This window comes from Nonlabens spongiae (genome assembly GCF_002117125.1).
Classification (GTDB): domain Bacteria; phylum Bacteroidota; class Bacteroidia; order Flavobacteriales; family Flavobacteriaceae; genus Nonlabens; species Nonlabens spongiae.
In genome coordinates, this window is record NZ_CP019344.1 from 2,603,528 (window position 1) to 2,627,875 (window position 24,348).

Genomic DNA, 24,348 nt, shown 5'->3' on the forward strand with positions numbered 1-24,348 from the left:
ATCAGTTTCTTTATTATGCTTCAGCAAGCATCTTCTCTCCAGCTTCAATAGCTTCTTCAATGGTTCCTTTCAGGTTAAAGGCACTTTCAGGTAGATGATCCAATTCACCGTCCATGATCATATTAAAGCCTTTGATCGTATCTTTAATATCAACAAGAACTCCTTTAAGACCTGTAAACTGTTCTGCAACGTGGAAAGGTTGAGAAAGGAAACGTTGTACACGTCTTGCACGGGAAACGGCAAGTTTGTCTTCTTCTGACAATTCTTCCATACCTAGAATAGCGATGATATCTTGAAGCTCCTTGTAGCGTTGCAATAACTCTTTTACTCTTTGAGCACAGTCATAATGCTCGTTTCCAAGAATTTCTGGAGTCAAAATACGTGATGTGGAGTCTAGAGGATCCACCGCTGGGTAGATACCTAGCTCTGCAATCTTACGAGATAATACAGTTGTTGCATCTAGGTGAGCAAACGTCGTTGCTGGTGCAGGGTCGGTAAGGTCATCCGCAGGTACATATACCGCTTGAACAGAAGTAATGGAACCTCTTTTAGTAGAAGTAATACGCTCCTGCATCGCACCCATCTCTGTTGCAAGTGTAGGTTGATAACCCACGGCAGATGGCATACGGCCTAGAAGTGCAGATACCTCAGAACCAGCCTGTGTAAATCTAAAAATATTATCAACGAAGAAAAGAACGTCTTTACCTTGTCCATCGCCAGCTCCATCACGGAAGTATTCTGCAATGGTAAGACCAGAAAGGGCCACACGAGCACGAGCTCCTGGTGGTTCATTCATCTGTCCAAAAACAAATGTCGCCTTACTTTCCTTCATCGCTTCTTTATCAACTTGCTGCAAATTCCAGCCTCCTTCTTCCATAGAATGCATGAAATCATCACCATATTTGATAATTCCTGACTCAAGCATCTCACGGAGTAGGTCATTTCCTTCACGAGTACGTTCACCTACACCTGCAAATACGGAAAGACCACCGTGTCCCTTTGCGATGTTGTTGATCAGCTCTTGGATAAGTACCGTTTTACCTACACCAGCTCCACCGAATAGTCCAATTTTCCCACCTTTTGCATAAGGCTCGATAAGGTCGATTACTTTGATACCTGTATAAAGAACTTCTGTAGAAGTAGATAATTGATCAAAATCTGGTGCAGATCTGTGGATCGGCAAACCATTTTCTCCACTCTTAGGCAAGTCTCCTAAACCGTCGATGGCATCACCTATTACATTAAATAGGCGACCATAAACATTTTCGCCTATTGGCATCTGGATAGGGTTACCGGTTGCACTTACAGCGGTACCACGGCTCAAACCATCGGTTGAGTCCATTGATATAGTTCTGACGGTGCTTTCACCTATGTGTGATTGAACCTCAAGTACAAGCAAAGAACCATCGCTTTGAGTAACTTCAAGTGAATCATAAATTTTAGGGAGTGCGCCATCCGCACTATCAAACGTTACATCTACCACGGGTCCTATGATCTGTGATACGCTACCTGTAATCTGAGACATTTATCTAATGATTTAAAGCTTAAAATGTTACGACCTTTAAGGGTCGTTTTTCAAGGCGCAAAGATACTGCATTGAAGCTTACAATAATAGACCGATTTTCAAAAAAAATCAGTTTAACAATATTGGATCAAAATTCCTGTGTTTTCTGGTGATTTGTGGAATTTACGCTTTCGCGAAAGCGTAAATAAAAAAAAGCCTCAACGAGAATGTTAAGGCTTGATTACAAATAAACTTGTGGTAAACTATTCTACAGTAACAGATTTTGCCAAATTACGAGGTTGATCCACGTTTTTCCCTAATTGTACTGCTATATGATAAGACAATAGCTGTAAAGGAATAGTCGTAAGCAACGGTGTTAAGAATTCAGTTGTGTCAGGAACCTCAATCACGTGATCAGCAAGATTGCGCACGTCTACATCACCCTCAGTGACGATCCCTATAATTTTACCACTTCTCGACTTAATCTCTTGAATATTGCTCACTACTTTTTCATAATGACCTTTGCGGGTAGCAATAACCACAACGGGCATATTCTCATCAATCAAAGCAATGGGACCATGTTTCATCTCAGCAGCTGGATAACCCTCTGCGTGGATATAACTTATTTCTTTAAGTTTCAAAGCGCCCTCTAAAGCCACTGGGAAATTAAAACCTCTACCTAGATACAGGCAATTAGATGCGTTTTTATAGGTATTTGCGACTTTTTCAATATGCTCGTTTGATTCTAGTGCTTTTTCAACCTTGGCAGGAATACTTTCCAGTTCTACAAGGTGTTTGTGCAACTCAGAATTTGAAATCTTGCCTTTTTTCTTTGCTAGCTGTAAAGCTATTAGCGTTAAAACGGTAATTTGTGTGGTAAATGCTTTTGTGGAAGCAACGCCTATTTCTGGGCCTGCGTGAGTATAGGCACCAGCGTGGGTCTCACGTGAAATGGAACTGCCAACTACATTGCATACCCCAAATACGAATGCTCCACTTTCTTTAGCAAGTTTGATTGCAGCCATTGTGTCTGCAGTCTCACCACTTTGGGAGATGGCGATAAGTACATCCTCTTTATCTATCACAGGGTTGCGATATCTAAATTCTGAAGCGTATTCTACTTCTACAGGAACGCGAGCAAGTTCCTCAAATATATATTCAGCAACCAGCCCGGCGTGCCAGCTTGTCCCACAAGCAACGATAATAATACGCTTAGCGTTGAGGAATTTGTCCATGTGATCATCAATACCGGCCATTTTAATAATGCCTTGATCAACAAGCATCCTGCCTCTGAATGTGTCAGTTATCGCGTCAGGTTGCTCATAGATTTCCTTAAGCATGAAGTGATCATAACCTCCTTTTTCAATTTGCTCCAGATTCATTTGAAGTTTTTGAACATATGGATCAACGAGACTATCATCGTTGATTTTTCTGATCTTCATTTCCTTATGCGTACGGATAACTGCCATTTCTCCATCTTCAAGGTAAACGGCATCTTTGGTAAACTCTAAGAATGGTGAGGCATCGCTAGCGATAAAAAACTCATCTTCACCGATGCCTATGGCAAGTGGAGATCCTAAACGGGCCACTACAATCTCATTAGGTTTGTTACGATCAAAAACCGCTATCGCGTAAGCTCCGATTGTTTGATTCAGGGCTATTTGAACAGCTTTGCCCAGTTTGACCTTCTCATTATTCATCACATCTTCAATCAAATTGACTAAGACTTCTGTGTCAGTGTCAGATTTAAATGTGAAGCCTCGATTAGTCAACTCCTGCTTAAGTGGCTCGTAGTTTTCAATAATTCCATTATGAATGATCACTAGATCACCACTATTTGAAAAATGAGGATGTGAGTTCACATCATTTGGTACTCCGTGAGTTGCCCAGCGGGTGTGACCGATACCTATACAACCCTTAGTATTTGTTTCAGTTTCAAACTTTTTTTCAAGGTCGGCAACTTTACCTTTTGTTTTATTGAAATTGAGATCAGTACCATCATACAGCGCTATACCAGCACTATCATAGCCGCGATACTCAAGCCTTTTTAAGCCGTTGAGAACGATGGGATAAGCTTCCCTATGCCCAATGTAGCCTACGATTCCACACATAATATTGTCTTTTAGTTGGGAGTTGAATAATAAATGGTCAACTTAGGTCTTTTATCAATCTCTGAAGATTGAGAACCGTGTAGTACTGTTCCCTCATGAGAAATAGCACTGCTCTGCAATACCCTTTCGATTTCGATGGGAGTAATTTGATCTTTTACTAGTGATGTGCCTAAAGCACCCGTATTTTGACTTATCGCAAGAGCTAGACGAGCATTGCCAAGTTTTTCATCTATAGGAATATCATCATTTAATGCCTCACTGATTACTGCGTTCAAATGGTTTGTAATACGAATTTGATATTTGATACCAGCTGAAGTTTCATCGTTGTCATCAATTCTTTCTAATCTGCCTAAGTGAGCTAGATTATTATCAATGCCACTAAGCTCATTAACGATATTATAGTCAGCCAGCAGCAGACCTGTATCAAAATTATATATGATAATACGCTCAGGCTCGGTTCTTCCACCACTTACAACATCCTGATCCACATAGAATGTTAGGATCGCATCATTTATTAATGTTCTGTTCGATATGATTTCTTCTAGGGTATCGGCTATACCATTATCGTCCAGGTCTTCTCCGAATAGGTCTAAAAGTCCCAAACTTCCTGGACCACCTTTGAGATACAGGTTTTCTGAACCATTTTGCGGCTGAAAACTTTGTTCTATTTCTGTTTGTATGTTCGGTGTTATCTGTGAATCAATATAGTTCACGGAGATGGCAGAACCTACGTTGTTCTGATGTAGGTCAAATCTAAACTCCGAAGCTATTGGTTCTTCTGGATCTGTTAGAGTCACATCAATCGAAAAGATAATGGATGCTTCTTCCATGTTCAAATAAACCAAGGTTGGCCCACTTCCTGAGGGTATTTCCGCAACTATATATATACCTCTGAAGAAGTTTTTGAAATTTGTAGCACTTCTATAGGCAACAGGTTGATTAAATAAAATATCACTCCAATAAGCTTCGCTATTAGAAATGCCATCGGAAGATAAAAGATCAAGTCTCAATCTAGGAGTTTTTCTAGCTACTGTATCTTGATCCTCTGTAATAATTACTTCACTTGGATCTATTGGTACGCCTACTTTTTCGAAAAGAATCTCAGGGTTTGAACTGATAGTTACATCTTCGATTTGATTTTTTTGATCTGAATAATAAATTGCATTTTCAGATAGGTCTTCAGAATCAAAATTGTTCAAAAAAAACTTGTTTCTAAACACCTTGAGATTAACTAAGCCAGAGCCGTAGACAGAATCTAATTCGTAGGACGTCTCTTCTCCGTCCACACCTGTAGCTCTTGAAAAGTAAGGAATCTCCAAATATGCACTTTTAAGCACTGGAGGAGTCTGATTATCATCAGTACCGGTAAAATCAGGATTTAAAAACGATGGCACCGCCTGTGAAACTATGGAATAAGTAGAGCGACCGTAAACAGGGTCTTCATAGGTTCCTAATTTATACGAACCAAAATTATTAGTTTGAACAGGGTTTACTGGAGTAGAAAAAGCTTTAACATCTACTTCCCTAGATCTAATTGTTTCGTTAGGATCAACTCCGACAATCGTATCACCCAAATTATCAATATCGTCATCACAAGACCACAATACTGCCGTAATTGAGCATAAAATCAATATGCTCCACTTTAAATTTTTCATGCAATTTTTCTTATTCTTCCTCTTCTTCTAAAACTTGAGACAGATAGAAATTTTCATAGGCATCAGCAAACTCTTCAGGGCTGTAATATTTAAGGACTGGTTTTTCTTGAGCATCAATAAACCCGTCTAATTCTTCAGATAGGTCTTCACTACCTTTAATGATTGCATCACTGTTAGCTATAGCGCTTTTCATGATGTTATTATAAGTAGCTTCTTCAAAAGGTGCAATCATTTCCTCGTCTAGCGCATCATACCTTAATTTCTCGATCATCTCTGCATCTAACGCTCCTTCAAAAGATTGATTGTAAATAGATGTCACTATTTTGCTATCCTCAAATAAAGGATCATTTCCATAATAGTTTTTAAGGTATAGGGGTAGCAATCCGGCTAGCCAGCCGTGAACGTGAATGATATCTGGTGCCCAGTTAAGTTTTTTGACTGTTTCGATAACCCCTTTTGCAAAGAAAATCGCGCGTTCATCATTATCCTCAAAGAGGTCGCCGTTTTCATCAGTTAGGGTTGCTTTTCTTTTAAAATAATCTTCGTTATCAATAAAGTAAACCTGCATTCTTTCTTTTGGGATGGAAGCTACCTTGATGATAAGGGGCATGTCTAAATCATTGATGATTAGGTTCATACCGCTTAAACGAATCACTTCATGAAGCTGATGCCTTCTTTCGTTTATGTTACCGAATCGCGGCATGAAGATACGGATCTGTCCGCCACGATCATTCACCATTTTAGGTGCAAAATAAGACATGGAAGATGCCTCAGTTTCTGGTAGATAGGGGATGACTTCTGACGATACGTATAAAACTCTTTTTTCCTTCATAAATTGATTTCTAATGCCTTGTTTTTAGCAAGTTGCAAAAATAAGTAAAATCTTGCACATTAACTCTTAAAGCTTATGTTTGTAGGCTGTCATTATTTGAGATTATGGTTTTCAAAAGCAAAAATGAAGTTGCAATAAAGATCAAAGCCCTGGCAAGTGAGGATTTAAGCATAGGCTTTGTACCCACCATGGGAGCTCTTCACGATGGGCACATTGCTTTGATGAAAACAGCTGCTCTTGAAAATGACGTTCTCGCAGTAAGCATTTTTGTAAATCCCACCCAATTCAACAATTCAACTGATTTGGATAAATATCCTCGTAATGTGGGGAAGGATATTGAACTCATATATTCACATTTTGATAAGGAGCAAACCATTATTTACACTCCTGATGTTGATGATGTTTACAGCGATCAAATTATAGCAAAACACTACGCTTACGGTGGATTAGAAAATAAAATGGAAGGAGCCAGTAGACCTGGTCATTTTGATGGGGTAGGTACCATATTAGAATTTCTTTTTCATCTCTTTAAACCCGCTCGAGCCTACTTTGGGGAGAAAGATTTTCAACAGCTCCAAATCGTCAAATCGCTCAGAGAACAATTGGCTCTGGATCTTGAAATTATAGGTTGTCCTATAAGCCGTGAGGACTCTGGACTGGCGCGTAGCTCCAGGAACGGCAGGCTCACTGATTTGGGATGGATTACCGCTGCAAAAATCTACCAATCGCTATTGCTGGCAAAGGAGATGTATGCCTCTGGAAAATATGACCGCATTCAAAAAACGGTTGAACAGACCTATGATAAAATTGAAAATTTAGATCTGGAATATTTTACCATCGCTAGGGAAGTTGATCTAGAAACAGCACCTCCTGCTGAGATGCCGCAAAAAGGTCTTCGTGCTTTTGTAGTAGCTCACGTAGACGGCGTGCGTCTTATCGATAATATGAAGCTGTCTTAGTTCTATTTTATTGATAGGTACGCTTTCGCGAAAGCGAAATAATATTCCATTCACATCAAGTTAAAGGCTATCACTACATTGATAAGCTACAATTCATAGGATCAATTTAATAATTATACATAACTAAGGAGAATTGTATCTTTGCAACATGTTGATTACAGTCGTAAAATCCAAGATCCACAGGGTGAAAGTTACAGGCGCAGACCTGAATTACATAGGTAGCATCACAATTGATGAAGACCTTATGGATGGCGCAAACATCGTAGAGGGTGAAAAGGTTCAAATCGTTAATAACAATAACGGAAATAGATTAGAAACCTATGCCATTCCTGGCCCTAGAGGAAGCGGTGAAATAACCTTAAATGGTGCGGCTGCCCGCCTTGTATCAAAAGGAGATGTTTTGATCCTTATAACTTACGCGCAAATGACCATGGAAGAGGCAAAGGGCTTTAAGCCTACCTTGCTTTTTCCTAATGAGGAGGATAACACCCTTACCTAGAATTGAAAAACAAGCTTTTCAAAGTTTTAAAATGGGTTGTGCCTTTATTACTTGGTGCTTATCTCGTTTACCTTCCCTATTCCAGCTTCACAGATGAAGAAAGAACAGTAGTTTACAACAGTATAAAAGGAGCTGATTACTCATACGTGATTCTTAGTGTAATCATGGCGTTAGCGAGTCATCTTTCAAGGGCCTGGCGCTGGAATTACATGTTGTCTAAGTTTAAGAATCAGCCCAGCTTTTTGACTAATGTTGCTGCAATAGGCACGGGTTACATAGTGAATTTGTTTGTGCCCAGAGGAGGTGAGGTCGCTCGTGCTGGAGTGATTCGCAAAACTAATGGGATTTCCATGGATAGAGGTCTGGGAACGATAATAGCAGAGCGTGTTCTTGATCTCATTGTATTGCTCATTATTACCTGCATCGCCCTGTCGCTGGCAGCAGAAGAGCTTCTACCTTTTTTTTCTGAACGTTTAGAGGTATTACTCAATGAGACAGACATAAGAACTCTTGCTGTGTTCCTAATAGTTGTGGTTGTTCTTTTTGTAACATTTTACTGGGCAGCAAAGAGATTCAAAGTCTTTCAGCTAATTAAAAATTTTATCAGTGGATTGAAAGAAGGCTTCCAGACCATTTGGACAATGGAAAAGAAAATGCTTTACTTACTACATACATTATTCATTTGGGCGATGTATGTCCTCATGTTCTATGTATGTTTTCATTCATTGGAAGGATTTGATAGCATTGCGTTACCAGCTGTCTTATCTGCTTTTGTAGCCGGGAGTTTCTCAGTAGCTTTTGTAAACGGCGGCTTTGGTGCATACCCTTATCTTATCGCTCAAGTGCTACTGTTGTTTGGGTATTCTGAGATTTTAGGGACGAGCATAGGTTGGATATTATGGTTGTCACAGACCTTGCTGGTGATCGTTTACGGTTTGATTTCTTTGATGCTTATTTCATTTAATTCCCGATTATTTGGTAAATGAATTACATTTATAGGCAAATTTCCAATCCATGAAAAAAATTACACTAACCTCTCTCGCATTATTTTTTTGTGCACTTGCCTACTCTCAGGCTTTGTATCGCACTTATCCTAGTGAGATACTTGATGAAGAGCGACAAGTAAAAATTTTAAAACCACGCAGTTATAACAAGAATCCAGATAAAACCTATCCGTTAGTTATTGTACTTGATGGGGATTATTTGTTTGAACCGGTTGCTGGTAATGTAGATTACCTTTCTTATTGGGATCAAATGCCTGAATCTTTTGTAGTAGGAGTAAACATGAAAGAAAGTAGGTATGATGATGCTGCCATAGACTACAAAACTGGACTGCCCGGTGAGCGAGGTCAGAAATTCATGGATTTTCTCATGGAATTAAGAGGTACCATGATGGAAGAATACCGTGTGACACCTTTTACAGTAATAATAGGTAAGGATATCACGGCAAACTTATCAGCTTACTATTTGCTCAGGAAAAAAGTTCCAGTTAATGCTTTCATTCAAATAGCACCAGAATACTCAAGACTGGTTGAAGAAAACCTAGTTCGTAAAATGGGTGATCAGCAAGAGTATACCTATTTTTATGTAGGCACTCCAGAGACGACTGACGTGGATGGTACTTTCTTTGACACGATTACAGACTCACTCTTCATAGGTCGTGAGAACCTTAACATGAAACATGAGCAGATTGCAAACAGCAATAAATATTCTGTTGCCGTTGATGCTATTTCAAGAGGGCTTCAATACTCTTTTCAGGAATACGGCATGATCGATGAGCAGGCGCTATACAAAGCTGGTGTGGAGGAAGACGTACAAATAGCTGCAGAAGAGGAAATGATGGAGGAAGATATGTTAGATGAAGAATCTGATGAAGATGCAGAGGACAAAAAAGAAAAAAAGAAGAAAAAGAAAAAACGTGATAAGTCTAAGGTAAGCGTTGTCAAAGTACTTCAAGAGAAATACAAATTCATAGAAGAGGTTTATGGCATTCAAATGAAATTAAGACTTATCGACATAGCGACGATCGCATCTTTTCTTAAAAACCGTGAGGACTGGGATGAGATGATCAACTTAGGTAGTCTTACTTCAAAGGAATATCCTGAACTTGCCTACGGTCCTTATCTGCAGGCCTTAGGTTATGAGGGAATAGGGCGCATACCTAGAGCAATAGACCTGTTGAATGAAGCTTATACTCTTGAGCCAGCTGCCGGTATCACTCAGACTAACGTTTTGGATAAACTAGAAATTTTAAAAGCCGAGGAAAGAAATTAATGGCCAAAACCAAAACCACATGGTTCTGTCAGAATTGCGGTGCTCAATACGCAAGATGGCAAGGACAGTGCAATTCTTGTAAGGAGTGGAATACCATAGTTGAAGAAGTTGTAGAAAAGAGAGAATCACGATCCTGGAAACAGGAGGGAGACGAGGGCACGCTTTCGCGAAAGCGTAACAACAAACCCACACTGATCTCGCAAATAGACGCAACCGAAAGTCCACGACTCAACACTGCAAATGCTGAATTCAATAGAGTGCTGGGCGGAGGTCTCGTGCCTGGCTCAATCACTTTGTTAGGTGGTGAGCCTGGCATCGGAAAATCCACTTTATTACTACAAGTTTGCTTAAATCTACCCTTTAAAACGCTGTACGTATCGGGAGAGGAGAGTGCGCAACAAATCAAAATGCGCGCAGACCGAATCAAAAAAGATGCATCTGACTGCTATATTCTGACAGAGACCAAAACGCAAAAAATTTTTAGACAAATTACAGAGTTGGAACCAGAAGTTCTGATTATAGATTCCATTCAAACTCTACAGACAGATCATGTCGAGAGCACCGCGGGAAGCGTTTCCCAGATCAGGGAATGTACGGGAGAGCTTATCAAGTTTGCAAAGGAGACGGCAACACCAGTGCTGCTTATAGGTCATATTACTAAAGACGGGAATATCGCTGGTCCTAAAATCTTAGAACACATGGTGGACACGGTTTTGCAGTTTGAAGGAGATCGCAATCACACCTATCGAATTTTAAGATCGCTGAAAAATCGTTTTGGGAGCACGCATGAAATAGGTATTTACGAGATGCTTGGTCACGGCTTGCGAGAAGTGGCAAATCCGAGTGAAATATTGATCTCCAACAAAGATGTTGCACTTAGTGGTACGGCCATAGCGGCAACTATGGAAGGCATGCGACCGCTTTTGATTGAAGTGCAAGCGCTTGTCAGCACGGCAGTCTACGGAACGCCACAGCGCAGCGCCACAGGTTACAACTTAAAACGGCTGAATATGATCTTGGCAGTTTTGGAAAAACGTGCAGGTTTCAAACTCGGGCAAAAGGATGTTTTTCTAAATATAACGGGTGGGATTCAGGTCAACGACCCAGCAATAGATCTTGCTGTTGTCGCAGCAATTTTATCCTCAAACTTTGATCTAGAACTTTCGTCAAGTCATTGTTTTTGTGCTGAGGTAGGTCTGGCAGGTGAAATACGACCCACATCGCGATTGGATCAACGCATCAACGAGGCAGAAAAACTAGGTTTTGAGAAAATATTTGTTGCTCCTGTAAAGCAGAAATTCAATAATAAGGGCATTCAGATACACGCTTTTTCAAAGATTGAGGAATTAGTAAGATATTTGTTTTCCTAAAATTCGATTATGAGGTTTTCTGTTTTTTTGATTGTGGCTTTATTGATGGTTTCCTGTAATGAGAATGTGGAGCCAGCAAAAAAAGAAACCACAAAGCGCTTTGCAGATGTTGATACGTCTACAAATGAAGTCGTGCACATGAGCGATTTGAATGACAATTATCACTCCCTTCAAGATGTGATTGCTAGTCATAAAGGGAAGTTAGTCTATATGGATATCTGGGCGAGCTGGTGCGGTCCCTGCAAAGCAGAAATGCCTGCGTCACATCAACTTCAAGAGAAGTATAAGAACAAAGATGTTGATTTTATCTACGTATCCATAGACCGTAACAACAAAGCCTGGGAAAGCGCTACGCAACAATTCCAGTTGACCGAAAACAGTTATCTCGCTCGTAATTACCCAAAGGCAAAACTTTTTCAGACAAATAACGTGAGTACTATACCTCGCTATATGTTGTTTGATAAAAATGGACGTCTAGTTGATAGTAATGCCAGTCGCCCCAGTTCCACGAGAATAAGTGAGGTGATTGACGCATTTCTATCAATATAGATTTGCGTAAGGGTAAACTCTTTTTTTTCATTTTTGTGCTTGCTGTTGCAGCGACAGGAATCTATCTCTTCTATAACCACCCCAGTTATTTTGACTTTATTCTAAAACCCACAGCTCGAGAAATTCTTTATCGCGACTTGACCGAGCAGGAGCAAATACTTCTTGAAGATCAGAAAACTGCTGCACTTAAAGAAGTTACGTCAATAGGCGATGGAATGGCAGAACGCGTTTCGAATTATGGGAATGGCAACTTCTTTGCTGGCTATCGAGTAGAGTTAAAAATTGGTGAGAATCTTAAGATTTCGATACAACGAGATTCAACAGAATTTAAACCTGAAGAAGTTGATCGGCTATTGGTAGAAATTTACCACAATGAAAATCTGGAAATTCAAAAAAAGCCGTGGAGCAGCCAAGTCTATTATGATTCTGAAGGAGATGAAACAATTACAGTAGTTATTCAGTATGCAGATTCCAGTCATTTTGAGTCTGATATTATATTCCAAAAACAGGCAGAATACACCTTCCCTCTAGCTGAAAAAGATAATGATGCCATCCAGTCCTTTTGGGGAGCGTCCAGAGGTGGAGGCAGTCGTTCCCATGAAGGGATTGACATATTTGCGCCACGAGATCATCCCATTGTTGCAGTGACTGATGGACGGATCAGCTCTGTGAGGGATCGAGGATTGGGCGGCAAACAAATCTGGCAAACCGATTCTAAAAATGGTCAGTCGATCTACTATGCACATCTTAACGGTTGGAATGTGGAGCAGGGCGATCGGGTCAGAAGAGGCGATACCATAGGCTACGTGGGAAACACGGGCAACGCGCGCACCACGCCGCCGCATCTACATTTCGGAATTTATAAGTCTGGAGGTGCGATAGATCCGCTTTCATTTGTTTATCAGTATGGTGTTCCAGAACCTGGGAACGATGAACTTGTTCAGGAATTTGCAAGAGCCAATGGCAACGCGGCTAATCTCAGAACAGGTCCCAGTACCCAGTTTGATATTATTCAAGATGTCAAAACAGAAGAGGTGAAAATTTTGGGACGCAACAGCGACTGGTATCACGTGCGTACGCTAGACGGTAAAGCTGGTTTTATACACAAGAGTGTTTTGGTTTTTTAATTAAATTTTTTTGATCTCGCTTTCGCGAAAGCGTAATTAAAAAAAAGCTTATTCCGTTTATAAAGACACAAGTCACGTTACTAAAGTTTGGAAACCTAGGACTGCTCTCTAAAATTCAATTACGTAAGGAAAATTAACTTCTCAAGACTGATTGAGGTAAACGCCTCAGGCGCAATTCCGTTATATTTGCAGCCCATTTTAGCTTATATGAAGAACATACGTAATTTTTGTATCATCGCTCACATCGACCATGGAAAGAGTACGCTGGCAGATCGCTTGCTAGATGCCACGCAAACGGTGACCCAGCGTGAATCAAAGGCGCAGCTACTGGATAACATGGACTTAGAACGTGAGCGAGGGATCACAATCAAGTCCCACGCGATACAAATGGATTACACCGCTCCTGATGGCGAGAAGTACATTCTTAACCTGATCGACACGCCGGGTCACGTAGATTTTTCTTATGAAGTCTCTCGTTCTATTGCAGCTTGTGAAGGGGCACTTCTTGTGGTAGATGCTGCACAGAGTATACAGGCGCAGACTATTTCAAATCTTTATCTAGCGCTGGAAAATGATTTAGAAATTATTCCTGTATTGAATAAAGTAGATCTGCCTAGTGCAAATCCAGAAGAGGTTACTGACGACATCGTTGACTTGTTAGGCTGTGACCCTAGCGAGGTCATTCCGGCGAGTGCAAAAACAGGTATAGGGATTCAAGAAATTCTCGATGCTATTATAGAGCGCGTTCCTGCACCTAAAGGAAATCCAAACGAGCCACTTCAAGCACTCGTTTTTGACTCGGTTTATAACCAGTTTAGAGGTGTTGAGACCATTTTTAGGGTAATTAATGGATCGATTAAAAAAGGTCAGCACATAAAATTTGTAGCTACTGGCGAGAGTTATCATGCTGATGAAATAGGTACGCTCAAATTAAACCAGGTACCCAAAAAGGAGATAGGTGCTGGTGATGTAGGTTACCTAATCACGGGAATCAAAGAAGCCAAAGAAGTAAAAGTAGGGGACACCATCACAGATCATGAAAATCCCACAAAGAATGCTATTTCTGGATTTGAAGACGTAAAGCCTATGGTTTTTGCGGGCATCTATCCAGTAGATACTGAGGATTATGAGGATTTGCGAGCCAGCATGGAGAAACTGCAGCTCAATGATGCATCATTGGTATTTCAGGCAGAGAGCAGTGCTGCGCTAGGTTTTGGTTTCCGATGCGGATTTTTGGGAATGTTGCATTTAGAAATCATTCAAGAGCGACTGGAGCGTGAATTTGATATGACCGTTATTACCACGGTTCCTAACGTGTCGTACCATGCTTATACAAACAAAGAGCCTGACCAGATTATTATCGTCAACAATCCTAGCGATATGCCAGAGCCTTCTACGCTCAACCGCGTGGAAGAACCCTATATCAAGGCAACCATCATTACCAAGTCTGATTATGTAGGGAACGTGATGTCGCTTTGTATTGAAAAACGTGGTATCGTCACCAATCAGAATTACTTGACGACAGAGCGCGTGGAATTGACCTTTGACATGCCGCTGGCCGAGATCGTTTTTGATTTCTACGATCGCTTAAAAACCGTTTCAAGAGGTTATGCTTCTTTTGATTACGCTCCTATTGGTATGCGCACTTCAAAGTTGGTACGTGTAGATGTTCTCTTGAACTCACAGCCGGTCGACGCTCTGAGTGCTTTGATTCACTTTGATAATGCCTACACTATTGGTAAAAAAATGGTGGAAAAATTAAAGGAATTGATCCCAAGACAGCAATTTGATATTCCGGTCCAGGCAGCGATAGGATCAAAAATCATCGCTAGGGAAACCATTAAAGCTTTACGTAAAGATGTTACCGCAAAATGTTATGGTGGTGATATTTCCCGTAAACGTAAACTTCTTGAAAAGCAGAAAAAAGGTAAGAAACGCATGCGCCAGGTAGGAAATGTCGAGATTCCACAACAGGCATTTATGGCGGTGTTGAAGTTGAATGACTAGTAGCTTACAAATAGAAATAGTAAAGAAGGTGAGACTTGTCAGTTCTCACCTTTTTTATTTTGTTCAATATAAAGTAACTCGATCCAAGAAAAGGACTAAGATTTACCATTGTCAACATATTGAACGCGCTAACGTTCTCATGTTATCGAGAAATTCCCAATTTACCGCATACCGCATACCGCATACCGCATACCGCATACCGCATACCACATACCACATACCGAACTCTTACTGCATCACCACCTCACCGGTTTCTTGCTCTACGATTTTTTTACCTAGATAAACCAGCATCTCTCCCGGTTCCACATCCATTTTGAGAGACATGGAAGGAATGATGTCGATAGTTTTTTCTCGTTTTACAAATAGCGGGATGATATTGCGATCAGTCTTTGTGATCTCGATAAGAGCCTCGTAATGCTCTTGTGATTTGATTTCCAACTCGTGGATCTCGCCGTGGTGACGGGCTACTTCCATCATATTGACATAATCATCTGTGCTGGAGAAAAGTCCCTGGGCAGGATTTTCATTTGGGTTTTTAACCTCAGTGTTATGCACAAGCCGGTAAGAACCGTGTTCTCCATACTGATCACCCAGACGATCTATGGCAAACTCATTGATCTCTGAGTTGCCCGTAAGTGCCAATAGATAACCTATGTTGCTAAATTCTATATCATCAGACAAGGCATCGCTATAAACGTCTGCGACGATGGCTTCAAGACCCTCATCCTTTGCGATGCGCACATTATTTGCATTGCTATCCACGAGTACGACGCTGCGGTCGTTTTTTTGAAGGTATTGTGCAATGAGTCTTGAAAATTTAGAGGCACCTACGATCATTATACCGTTAGATTTTTTAAGGAAAACGCCTACTATTTTTGCAAACAAACGCGCCGTTGTTGCATTCAAGAGTACGGTTCCCAATACAATCATGAATACTAGCGGCGTGATATAACGGGCTTGATTTGCCGCTTCAAAATTACCCACGCTCTCAAATTGTGCGACCAATTTTGAACCAAATAGCGATGCAATACCGGCTGCAACAATTCCTCGTGGTCCTACCCATGATATGAATAGTTTCTCATTAAGCTTGAGACTGCTGTTTACCGAGCTTGCAAAAACACTCAATGGTCTCAAAACAAAAGCAACGATCACAAAAAGTACTGCGGTTTCCCAACGATAGATCAAGTAGAGGTCTTCCATATCAATATTGGCTGCCAGCAAGATGAAGAGTATGGAAATAAGTAGGACACTCAGCGATTCCTTAAAATATAGCAGCTCTTTTAGGTTGGGGAGATTGATGTTTCCTAAAACCATTCCCATCACCACGACAGAGAGAAGACCAGATTCATGAGCAAAAGTCTCACTCAAAACAAACACCCCTAGAACCGCAGCCAGCGTAAACACGTTCAGCAGATAATGTGGTATCAGACGTTTTTTGATACAAAAGGACAAAGCGTGAGCAAAGGAGAACCCAAAGGTGAAACCGAACAAAACAATCTTACCAAATTCCTCCAGAGCGGTTACGGTAAATTCAGAACCCGCACCTGCGCTAATGAATTCAAAAACCAATACTGCAAAAAGTGCCCCAATAGGATCAATGAGAATACCTTCCCATTTCAAGATGGAACTCACATCTTTTTTAAGCGGTATGTTACGCAAAATAGGAGTGATAACGGTAGGTCCAGTAACAATAATTAGAGCGCTGAATAGCAAAGCAATTTCCCAGTCAAACCCAAAAAGATAATGCGTTACCACACCAGCACCTATAAAGGTGATAATCACTCCTACAGAAATGAGTTTGCCTATAACACCACCTGTATTAAGGATCTCTGTGCGTTTAAGCGTCAGACCCCCTTCAAAAAGTATGATACTTATCGCCAGCGAAACAAAATAAAAGAGGCTCTCACCAGGGAAAAGTCCACGTTCATCCAGCCAGATGGGTTGGATCAATTTGGAATTGTCTTCAGTATATAGAGTTGCGATTGGGCCTACAAGTAGTCCTATGATAATCAGTGGTAAAATCGCGGGAATCTTGAATCGCCAGGCGACCCATTGCGCCAGTATTCCCAAAATTATAATTCCTGCCAGTTCCAGCATTCGGTAAAAATTTTTGGGGAAATTACAATCTTTTTATCAAGGCGTGATAATTCTTACGCTTTCGCGAAAGCGTAAACCCCACAATTAAATAGAATTTTAACACTATCGAGGTAAGAGACTGTTAGTAAATTAAATTGCCGGTAGCCCTTCATCCCAACTTAAAATAATGCAAACTTCATGAAAGAAGGCAGTATTTTTTTGCATTTTTACCAGCTATGAATATTCATCCCGTAGAGGCCGGCAATTTTAAACTAGATGGAGGCGCGATGTTTGGTGTGGTGCCTAAATCGCTCTGGCAACGCACTAATCCTGCAGATTCAAATAACATGATTGATATGGCCGCCCGCTGTCTTCTTGTGGAAGATGGTGACAGGCTCATTCTCATGGATACTGGAATGGGAAACAAGCAGAGCGAGAAGTTTTTTGGGTACTACTATATGGATCACAAGTACGACCTGGACAGCTCACTTAAGAAGTTGGGCTTTTCACGTGATGATATTACTGATGTGTTTCTGACCCATTTGCACTTTGACCATTGTGGTGGTGTGATTCAAAAAAGTGGTAAGGGAGATTATTATGAGCCCGCTTTCGCGAAAGCAAGAATCCACTCAAACTCTTCACACTGGGACTGGGCCGTCAACCCGAACGCTCGTGAAAAAGCCAGCTTTCTCAAGGAAAATATTCAACCAATTAAGGAGAGTGGACAACTCAACTTTGTGGATGAAGGTACGGCAGATTTACCTTTTGAACTGTTGTACGTGGATGGTCATACTGAAAAACAGATGATTCCTCATTTAAAAATAGACGGTAAGACCTTCGTCTACATGGCAGATTTGTTACCTACCGCGGGTCACGTGCCACTGCCATACGTCATGGGATATGACACTAGACCACTGCTCACTCTGGATGAGAAGAAAAAATTTCTAGATACAGCAGCAACTGAGGGGTATTACTTAATATTAGAACATGATCCTAATAATGAGATCATAACTGTTAAACATACTGAAAAAGGGGTGCGACACGACCGCACTTTTACATTTAAAGAACTTTTAGACTAAGATGAACATGAAGAATCAAATAAGAAGAATCGCTGGAGTCGCTATTGCTGCCTTGATTGTAAGTTGTGGTAGTACAGGAGCTATAGTTTCACCACCCATAGAAAATATAGACGCTACTCCTTTAAAGACGACTGAGCTCACATCAGTCGAATCAGAAAACTGGAAAGATTATGATCTTGTGAGAGATACGATTCCGGGAATGAGTGTTAATAGAGCATATGAAGAAATCTTAAAAGGAAAGAATGGGAAGACTGTAATCGTAGGTGTAATCGACAGTGGTATCGATGTAGGTCATGAAGATTTAGATGGTGTTATCTGGATTAATGAGGATGAAATACCAGGAAATGGCAAGGATGACGATAACAATGGATATGTAGATGACGTTCATGGATGGAACTTTCTGGGTGATATCGTCAAAGAGAATTATGAGTATGAGCGTATTGTTAGAGACAAAAGCAAATTACCACAAGACATCGTGACTAAAGCTCAAAAGGAGTACGATGAGAAAGTAGCAGAGGCAAAGCAAGTTACCTCAAGATACCAACAGATCCTACAACAGATCAATGCCGTAGACCCTATCCTAGAGAAAGAAACAGGAAAGAAAGACTATACTAAGGAAGATGTCGCTGCGATCAAGTCTGATGAAGAAACGGTTCAGAACGCTAAAGCATTTGCTAACTACATCTATGGCTTGGGGGTAAGCAGTCTGGACGATGCCCGCAGTGAACTGGAAAATCTCATTGAGACTAATAATGCTCGCTTGAATGGAACTGCACTAACCACAAATTATAGAGCTGACATTTTGAAAGACGACCCGTACAAATGGGATACTGGTATTTATGGCAACAACAAATATTCAGGTCCAGATCCTGAAATGAAAGATGCTCGACACGGTACTCACGTTGCTGGGATCATCGCCGCTGAGCGTGATAATGGTATGGGAATTAATGGGGTTTCAAACAATGCTCGTATAATGGTATTGAGAGCGGTACCAGATGGTGATGAATATGATAAGGATATCGCTAAGGCCATTAGATACGCCGCTGATAATGGAGCCAAGGTCATCAATGGAAGTTTTGGAAAATATCATTCAACAAATCCAGAGTGGGTATGGGATGCTATAAAATATGCCGCAAGTAAAGATGTGTTGTTTGTCAATGCAGCTGGAAACGAAGCTTTAAATACTGACGAAACTCAAGTTTATCCACAGGATCAGGAACTTGCTGGAACTGAGGTTGCAGATAATTTTATCACCGTTGGAGCTTTAAATTTTGAATACGGAAGTGATATGGTCGCTAATTTTTCTAACTATGGAAAAAGCTCTGTTGATGTTTTTGCGCCAGGTGTTGCTATTTATTCAACGGTTCCTAATGATAATTATGAGAAACTAGGTGGAACTTCAATGGCTGCTCCCGGAGTGGCGGGTATCGCTGCCGTGATTAGGTCTTATTATCCTAAACTCACTGCAGCTCAAGTAAAACAAGTTATCATGAATAGCGGACTCCCTACGCAGGCAAGAGTAAAAGTGGGTGGAGAAGAGGTGCAATCGTTTCAAGAGTTAAGCGTTTCAGGGAAAATGGCAAATCTCTACAACGCGCTAATAATGGCTTCAAAAATGTAAGTTGATAGCGTCAAAACTTTCGTGAACATTTTATCGTATATATTTATATGATAGACACTTTTTAAATGTCTTTAATCGAGTTTAACGCTTTAATTAAGCTGGCGACAGATAGTTAACGCATAAATTACTTTGTAGTTCAATATTAATTTTTACTTTCGCGGTTCATAAGTTGCTAACTATGTTAATTTCAAATTTATACTTGCATGTATTGTTGTTGGTTCAGGGGCCACCCTCCCCACCACCACCAGGTGCGCCTACTCCTCCGGGTTTGAGAGTACCTATTGATGAGAATATCTGGGTACTTGTGTTAGCAGCAGTAGCAATTATAGTTTATGCAGTTGCTAAGAAGAGATTTAAATTCAGTTAAGCTCTAAAAGTCTTTTTACATACTTTCCTATTACATCAAACTCTAGGTTTACTCTGTCACCACTTTGCATATGTTTGAATCCTGTATGTTCAAAAGTATAGGGTATTATAGCTACTGAAAACGATGATTTTTTGGAGTTCACGACGGTAAGGCTGACTCCATTAATGCAAATGCTTCCTTTTTCAATAGTTACGTTTTTCAGATCAGGATCATACTCAAAGGTGAAAATCCATGAACCATCTTCATTCCGCACTTCCTTGCAAGTCGCTGTTTGATCTACATGTCCTTGAACAATGTGGCCATCCAGCCTTGCATTCATAAGCATAGCTCTTTCAAGATTGACAGTATGACCTTCTTTTAAATCTCCTAAATTGGTTTTTTGCAAAGTTTCATCGATCGCCGTAACAGTATAAGAGTCGTCATGTATTTCAACTACTGTCAGGCATACACCATTATGCGCGAGACTTTGGTCTACCTTTAGTTCTGGGGCCAGGGAAGACATAACTTTGAAATGGATGTTTGATTGATCTCTTACAATCCTTTTAATTGTGCCGGTATTCTCTATAATTCCTGTAAACATAGCTCTTATTGATGTACTTTTATAACCCCAAAAATAAGTCTAAAAACACGGTACATGAGTAAGAGTAAGAATATAAGAGTAGGTATAAGTATGGGAGACCCTAATGGGATAGGAGGGGAAATCATACTTAAAGCTTTTGAAGATTCTAGAATGCTCGAATTGTACACTCCAGTGATCTTTGGCAGTACTAAATTGTTGACTTATTACTCAAGGGTGTTTAATCTCACCACTAAGTTTCACGGTATACAAGATGCTTCACAGGCAATAGAGGGTAGGATTAACGTGGTTCGCCTAATCAAGGAACCATTTAAAGTTAATTGGGGAAGTGTGCAAAAGGAAGCTGGTGAGCTTTCTATTAAGAGTTTGAAAAGCGCCGTCTTAGCTTTAAAAAATGATCTTGTAGATGTGCTGGTTACCGCGCCTATAAATAAAGAATCTATTCAGTCAGATGAATTCAACTTCCCGGGACATACTGATTACTTAAATCAAGAACTTGAAGGAGATAGCCTCATGTTTATGGTAACTCCGGAACTGAAGGTAGGTCTTTTGACAGATCATGTTCCATTACGAGAGGTCGCTCAAAATATTGATTCAAAGCTCATCAAGAAAAAAATAGGTACGATCAAAGAGTCTTTGAGGAAGGATTTTAAAGTTGCTAGGCCTAAAATTGCAGTGTTAGGAATTAACCCGCATGTAGGTGACAATGGGACTATAGGTCGTGATGATCAAGATAGTTTGATCCCTGCTCTAGAGGAGTTACGTGTGGATGGGAATATCATTTTTGGTCCCTACGCTGCAGATTCTTTTTTCGGAAATAGAAAGCATCTAGAATTTGATGCTATTCTAGCAAGTTACCACGATCAGGGATTAGTGCCCTTTAAAACCTTGAGTTTTGGGAGGGGAGTAAATTTCACCGCTGGACTTTCTCATGTGAGGACCAGCCCAGATCATGGTACTGGATTTGACATTGCAGGTAAAGGTATAGCAAGCCCTAGTTCTTTTATCTCTGCAATACATACCGCCGCAGATATTTTCAAAAACAGAAAAGAGTATGCAAGACTCACAGAAGATGTACTCAAAGTAAATACCCGCAAGCGTAGATAGTTTTGGTCTAAGGATCTAGAATAATAGCTCATTTAGATATAACTTTTTTCTTTTCAATTAAATCCAATTCTTTTTTTATCTTTGCACGCTCTTTGTAAAAGAGATTGTTATGGAACTCAAAGCTTTTGAAATACAATTTGTAGGTTTAAAAGCAGGGAAGCATGAGTTTTCTTTTGAGGTTGATAACACGTTTTTTGAAAATTTTGGTTTCGACGAGTTCAATAGTGCTGATGTAGCGGTGACTGCTTTTCTGGACAAAAGATCCACGTTGATGGATCTTGAACTGACGGCAAAAGGAGCCGTAAATGTTGATTGTGACGTGAGTAACGTGCCTTTTGATCATCCTGTAGATGCTCAATTGGATCTGGTAGTGAAGTTTGGTGAAGAATTCAACGATGAAAATGAAGATCTTCTCATCTTGCCGCATGGTGAATTTAAGTTCAACATCGCTCAGTACGTTTATGAAATGATTGTGCTGTCCATGCCTGCAAAAAAAGTGCATCCAGGCATTGAAAATGGAACGCTTGAATCAGACATCTTAGATAAACTGGATGAATTGAGTGTAGATCAACCCAATGACCAAAATGAAGATAAAGAAGTCGATCCCAGATGGGACGCATTAAAAAAGTTTAAAACGGATAATAATTTATAGCCATGGCGCATCCTAAGAGAAAAATCTCTAAAACAAGAAGAGATAAAAGAAGAACGCACTACAAAGCTAGCGTACCTACGATTGCTACTGACTCAACTACTGGTGAGGCACACCTTTATCACAGAGCTCACTGGCATGAAGGTAAGTTGTATTACAGAGGTAACGTCCTTATCGACAAAACCGAAGAAGTAGAAGCTTAGTATTTCAAAATATACCTCGATAAGAGTAGTTTCTTATCATTTTCTCAATAAATGACACGTTTTATTAAAAGCGTGTCATTTTTTGTAGTTTATACAGGATTTTTAGTAGCTTTCCCAGCTCTAAATAATTTAGAAGTCTCTTATATGAGTCAGTTAACAGCCGCAATAACAGCGGTAGGTGCTTATGTGCCTGATTATAGGCTTACTAACGCCATTTTAGAAACAATGGTAGATACTAACGACGAGTGGATTACCACTAGGACGGGTATCAAAGAACGTCGTATTTTAAAAGAGGAAGGTAAGGGAACCTCTTTTTTAGCAATTAAGGCAGCTCAAGATCTAATTGATTCTAGAGATATAGATCCTACGACTATTGATTTAGTCATAGTCGCTACAGCGACACCAGATATGCCAGTGGCATCCACGGCAGCTTACGTCGCTACAGAAATTGGTGCTAAAAACGCTTTCTCCTATGACCTACAGGCGGCCTGTTCCAGTTTTCTTTACGGAATGAGTACAGCCAGTAGTTATATTGAATCTGGACGTTACAAAAAGGTGCTGCTTATAGGTGCCGATAAGATGTCCTCGATTATAGACTATACAGACCGCACCACTTGCATCATCTTTGGAGATGCAGGTGGTGCGGTTCTTTTTGAGCCCAATCATGAAGGTTATGGGTTCAAGGATGAGATTTTACGTACTGATGGAGTAGGTCGTAACTTTTTGAAAATAGAAGCAGGTGGTTCCATACTTCCTGCATCTGAAGAGACAGTGAAAAACAAACAACATTTTGTGTTTCAAGATGGTAAAAATGTATTTAAGTACGCTGTCTCAAATATGGCAGATGTCTCTGAAAAAGTTGTCAAACGCAACGATTTGTCAAATGATGACATTAATTGGCTCGTCCCACATCAAGCTAACAAAAGGATTATAGACGCAACTGCCAGAAGAATAGATCTATCTGAGGATAAGGTCATGGTGAATATTCACAAATATGGGAATACAACTAGCGCCACATTACCTCTATGTTTAAAAGAATATGAGTCTCAACTCAAAAAAGGGGATAATCTGGTTTTTGCCGCCTTTGGTGGTGGCTTTACCTGGGGATCTATATTGTTGAGTTGGGCTTATGATAGTTAATATAAAGAACCATTAACCCTATGGAACTAAAAGAAATTCAAAACCTCATTAGATTTGTCGCAAAATCTGGCGCAAGTGAGGTTAAATTAGAAATGGATGATGTAAAGATCACCATTAAAACGGGTGGTGATGAAGTCACTTATGTAACCCAGGCAGCGCCTATGCAAGCCGCTCCTGCTCCAGCACCGGCACCAGCTCCTGCTCCAGCACCGGCAGCTCAAGCTGCTCCATCAGCCCCAGTCGCTAGTAGTGATAACGATAAGTATGTAACTGTAAAGTCTCCTATAATAGGAACATTTTATAGAAAACCAGCTCCCGAGAAACCTATGTTTGTTGAAGTGGGTGATTCTGTAAAAGAAGGTGATCCACTTTGTATCATTGAGGCAATGAAGCTATTTAATGAGATTGAAAGTGAGGTTTCTGGTACGATCGTTAAAGTATTGGTAGATGATGCAACACCAGTAGAGTTTGATCAGCCACTTTTCTTGGTGGATCCATCTTAAGACTATCTTTTAGTATAGACTTTGAAGGTGTTACGCTTTCGCGAAAGCGAGACTATCAAAAATTCCCTTTACATAATTAAGGAGATAAAGAGCGATAATGTCCGGGCGAAACACGATTTACTCTACAATTAAAACATCA

21 protein-coding genes are annotated in these 24,348 nt (G+C 40.4%); 15 read left to right on the forward strand and 6 right to left on the reverse strand.

The annotated features are described in order from the left end of the window. Positions 1-13: 13 nt before the first annotated feature. From atpD to BST97_RS11935, 4 genes are all read right to left on the reverse strand, one after another. A complete protein-coding gene (gene atpD, locus BST97_RS11920; protein ID WP_085767451.1) occupies positions 14-1,525 on the reverse strand; it encodes a F0F1 ATP synthase subunit beta in 1,512 nt (503 codons plus the stop codon). Between the two features lie 242 nt (positions 1,526-1,767). After that, positions 1,768-3,615: a glutamine--fructose-6-phosphate transaminase (isomerizing) gene (glmS, locus tag BST97_RS11925; protein WP_085767452.1), complete on the reverse strand. Its 1,848-nt coding sequence runs from the start codon at positions 3,613-3,615 to the stop codon at positions 1,768-1,770. 11 nt (positions 3,616-3,626) lie between these two features. Continuing rightward, positions 3,627-5,270, reverse strand: a complete 1,644-nt coding sequence (locus BST97_RS11930; protein WP_085767453.1) for a DUF4270 domain-containing protein — start codon at positions 5,268-5,270, stop codon at positions 3,627-3,629. 10 nt (positions 5,271-5,280) lie between these two features. After that, entirely contained in the window at positions 5,281-6,102 is an 822-nt protein-coding gene (locus BST97_RS11935) for a glycogen/starch synthase (protein ID WP_085767454.1), read from the reverse strand. Positions 6,103-6,206: 104 nt separating this feature from the next. Here BST97_RS11935 and panC point away from each other — a divergent pair, with 104 nt between their 5' ends. From panC to lepA, 8 genes are all read left to right on the forward strand, one after another. Next, entirely contained in the window at positions 6,207-7,061 is an 855-nt protein-coding gene (panC, locus tag BST97_RS11940; protein ID WP_085767455.1) for a pantoate--beta-alanine ligase, read from the forward strand. A gap of 148 nt (positions 7,062-7,209) precedes the next feature. Further along, entirely contained in the window at positions 7,210-7,560 is a 351-nt protein-coding gene (gene panD / locus BST97_RS11945) for an aspartate 1-decarboxylase (protein WP_085767456.1), read from the forward strand. A 38-nt stretch (positions 7,561-7,598) separates the two neighbouring features. Then, entirely contained in the window at positions 7,599-8,546 is a 948-nt protein-coding gene (locus BST97_RS11950) for a lysylphosphatidylglycerol synthase transmembrane domain-containing protein (RefSeq protein ID WP_211277433.1), read from the forward strand. A 28-nt stretch (positions 8,547-8,574) separates the two neighbouring features. Then, positions 8,575-9,834 (forward strand): alpha/beta hydrolase, encoded by a 1,260-nt coding sequence (locus BST97_RS11955; protein WP_085767458.1) that lies wholly within the window; start codon positions 8,575-8,577, stop codon positions 9,832-9,834. Further along, positions 9,834-11,204, forward strand: a complete 1,371-nt coding sequence (gene radA, locus BST97_RS11960) for a DNA repair protein RadA (RefSeq protein WP_085767459.1) — start codon at positions 9,834-9,836, stop codon at positions 11,202-11,204. The genes BST97_RS11955 and radA overlap by 1 nt, the downstream gene beginning before the upstream one ends. A 9-nt stretch (positions 11,205-11,213) precedes the next feature. Further along, on the forward strand, positions 11,214-11,753 hold the full coding sequence (locus BST97_RS11965) for a TlpA family protein disulfide reductase (protein WP_085767460.1): 540 nt from the start codon (positions 11,214-11,216) through the stop codon (positions 11,751-11,753). Positions 11,754-11,755: 2 nt separating this feature from the next. Further along, positions 11,756-12,880 (forward strand): M23 family metallopeptidase, encoded by a 1,125-nt coding sequence (locus BST97_RS11970; protein ID WP_085767461.1) that lies wholly within the window; start codon positions 11,756-11,758, stop codon positions 12,878-12,880. A gap of 207 nt (positions 12,881-13,087) precedes the next feature. Then, positions 13,088-14,887, forward strand: a complete 1,800-nt coding sequence (lepA, locus tag BST97_RS11975; protein ID WP_085767462.1) for a translation elongation factor 4 — start codon at positions 13,088-13,090, stop codon at positions 14,885-14,887. Positions 14,888-15,115: 228 nt separating this feature from the next. Here lepA and BST97_RS11980 read toward each other — a convergent pair whose 3' ends face one another. Further along, a complete protein-coding gene (locus BST97_RS11980; RefSeq protein WP_085767463.1) occupies positions 15,116-16,984 on the reverse strand; it encodes a cation:proton antiporter in 1,869 nt (622 codons plus the stop codon). A gap of 215 nt (positions 16,985-17,199) precedes the next feature. Here BST97_RS11980 and BST97_RS11985 point away from each other — a divergent pair, with 215 nt between their 5' ends. Together BST97_RS11985 and BST97_RS11990 are read left to right on the forward strand one after the other, a co-directional pair. After that, positions 17,200-18,042 carry an MBL fold metallo-hydrolase gene (locus tag BST97_RS11985; RefSeq protein WP_085767464.1) on the forward strand — a complete coding sequence of 281 codons (843 nt, stop codon included), beginning with the start codon at positions 17,200-17,202 and terminating at the stop codon, positions 18,040-18,042. A 7-nt stretch (positions 18,043-18,049) separates the two neighbouring features. Further along, positions 18,050-19,663, forward strand: coding sequence for a S8 family peptidase (locus tag BST97_RS11990; RefSeq protein WP_157111649.1), 1,614 nt, complete (start codon positions 18,050-18,052; stop codon positions 19,661-19,663). Positions 19,664-20,022: 359 nt separating this feature from the next. On the opposite strand, the gene BST97_RS12000 is transcribed toward BST97_RS11990, so the two are convergent. Next, positions 20,023-20,610: a riboflavin synthase gene (locus BST97_RS12000; protein WP_085767467.1), complete on the reverse strand. Its 588-nt coding sequence runs from the start codon at positions 20,608-20,610 to the stop codon at positions 20,023-20,025. A 54-nt stretch (positions 20,611-20,664) separates the two neighbouring features. On the opposite strand from BST97_RS12000, the gene pdxA reads away from it, so the two are divergent. From pdxA to accB, 5 genes are all read left to right on the forward strand, one after another. Next, positions 20,665-21,714 (forward strand): 4-hydroxythreonine-4-phosphate dehydrogenase PdxA, encoded by a 1,050-nt coding sequence (gene pdxA, locus BST97_RS12005; protein WP_085767468.1) that lies wholly within the window; start codon positions 20,665-20,667, stop codon positions 21,712-21,714. 109 nt (positions 21,715-21,823) lie between these two features. Further along, positions 21,824-22,366, forward strand: coding sequence for a YceD family protein (locus BST97_RS12010; RefSeq protein ID WP_085767469.1), 543 nt, complete (start codon positions 21,824-21,826; stop codon positions 22,364-22,366). Positions 22,367-22,368: 2 nt separating this feature from the next. Beyond that, positions 22,369-22,566: a 50S ribosomal protein L32 gene (gene rpmF, locus BST97_RS12015; protein ID WP_085767470.1), complete on the forward strand. Its 198-nt coding sequence runs from the start codon at positions 22,369-22,371 to the stop codon at positions 22,564-22,566. 144 nt (positions 22,567-22,710) lie between these two features. After that, a complete protein-coding gene (locus BST97_RS12020) occupies positions 22,711-23,706 on the forward strand; it encodes a beta-ketoacyl-ACP synthase III (RefSeq protein ID WP_085768246.1) in 996 nt (331 codons plus the stop codon). A 20-nt stretch (positions 23,707-23,726) separates the two neighbouring features. Continuing rightward, a complete protein-coding gene (accB, locus tag BST97_RS12025) occupies positions 23,727-24,209 on the forward strand; it encodes an acetyl-CoA carboxylase biotin carboxyl carrier protein (protein ID WP_085767471.1) in 483 nt (160 codons plus the stop codon). Positions 24,210-24,348: the final 139 nt, after the last annotated feature.

Excerpts from the sequence above, each read along its gene's own strand:
- glmS (WP_085767452.1), bottom strand. The coding sequence starts at position 3,615 with ATGTGTGGAATCGTAGGCTACATTGGGCATAGGGAAGCTTATCCCATC.
- panC (WP_085767455.1), top strand. The coding sequence starts at position 6,207 with ATGGTTTTCAAAAGCAAAAATGAAGTTGCAATAAAGATCAAAGCCCTG.
- BST97_RS12000 (WP_085767467.1), bottom strand. The coding sequence starts at position 20,610 with ATGTTTACAGGAATTATAGAGAATACCGGCACAATTAAAAGGATTGTA.
- BST97_RS11985 (WP_085767464.1), top strand. The coding sequence starts at position 17,200 with ATGAATATTCATCCCGTAGAGGCCGGCAATTTTAAACTAGATGGAGGC.
- radA (WP_085767459.1), top strand. The coding sequence starts at position 9,834 with ATGGCCAAAACCAAAACCACATGGTTCTGTCAGAATTGCGGTGCTCAA.
- panD (WP_085767456.1), top strand. The coding sequence starts at position 7,210 with ATGTTGATTACAGTCGTAAAATCCAAGATCCACAGGGTGAAAGTTACA.
- rpmF (WP_085767470.1), top strand. The coding sequence starts at position 22,369 with ATGGCGCATCCTAAGAGAAAAATCTCTAAAACAAGAAGAGATAAAAGA.
- accB (WP_085767471.1), top strand. The coding sequence starts at position 23,727 with ATGGAACTAAAAGAAATTCAAAACCTCATTAGATTTGTCGCAAAATCT.
- BST97_RS12020 (WP_085768246.1), top strand. The coding sequence starts at position 22,711 with ATGAGTCAGTTAACAGCCGCAATAACAGCGGTAGGTGCTTATGTGCCT.
- atpD (WP_085767451.1), bottom strand. The coding sequence starts at position 1,525 with ATGTCTCAGATTACAGGTAGCGTATCACAGATCATAGGACCCGTGGTA.
- BST97_RS11965 (WP_085767460.1), top strand. The coding sequence starts at position 11,214 with ATGAGGTTTTCTGTTTTTTTGATTGTGGCTTTATTGATGGTTTCCTGT.
- BST97_RS12010 (WP_085767469.1), top strand. The coding sequence starts at position 21,824 with ATGGAACTCAAAGCTTTTGAAATACAATTTGTAGGTTTAAAAGCAGGG.
- BST97_RS11955 (WP_085767458.1), top strand. The coding sequence starts at position 8,575 with ATGAAAAAAATTACACTAACCTCTCTCGCATTATTTTTTTGTGCACTT.
- BST97_RS11980 (WP_085767463.1), bottom strand. The coding sequence starts at position 16,984 with ATGCTGGAACTGGCAGGAATTATAATTTTGGGAATACTGGCGCAATGG.
- BST97_RS11930 (WP_085767453.1), bottom strand. The coding sequence starts at position 5,270 with ATGAAAAATTTAAAGTGGAGCATATTGATTTTATGCTCAATTACGGCA.
- BST97_RS11935 (WP_085767454.1), bottom strand. The coding sequence starts at position 6,102 with ATGAAGGAAAAAAGAGTTTTATACGTATCGTCAGAAGTCATCCCCTAT.
- BST97_RS11990 (WP_157111649.1), top strand. The coding sequence starts at position 18,050 with ATGAAGAATCAAATAAGAAGAATCGCTGGAGTCGCTATTGCTGCCTTG.
- lepA (WP_085767462.1), top strand. The coding sequence starts at position 13,088 with ATGAAGAACATACGTAATTTTTGTATCATCGCTCACATCGACCATGGA.
- pdxA (WP_085767468.1), top strand. The coding sequence starts at position 20,665 with ATGAGTAAGAGTAAGAATATAAGAGTAGGTATAAGTATGGGAGACCCT.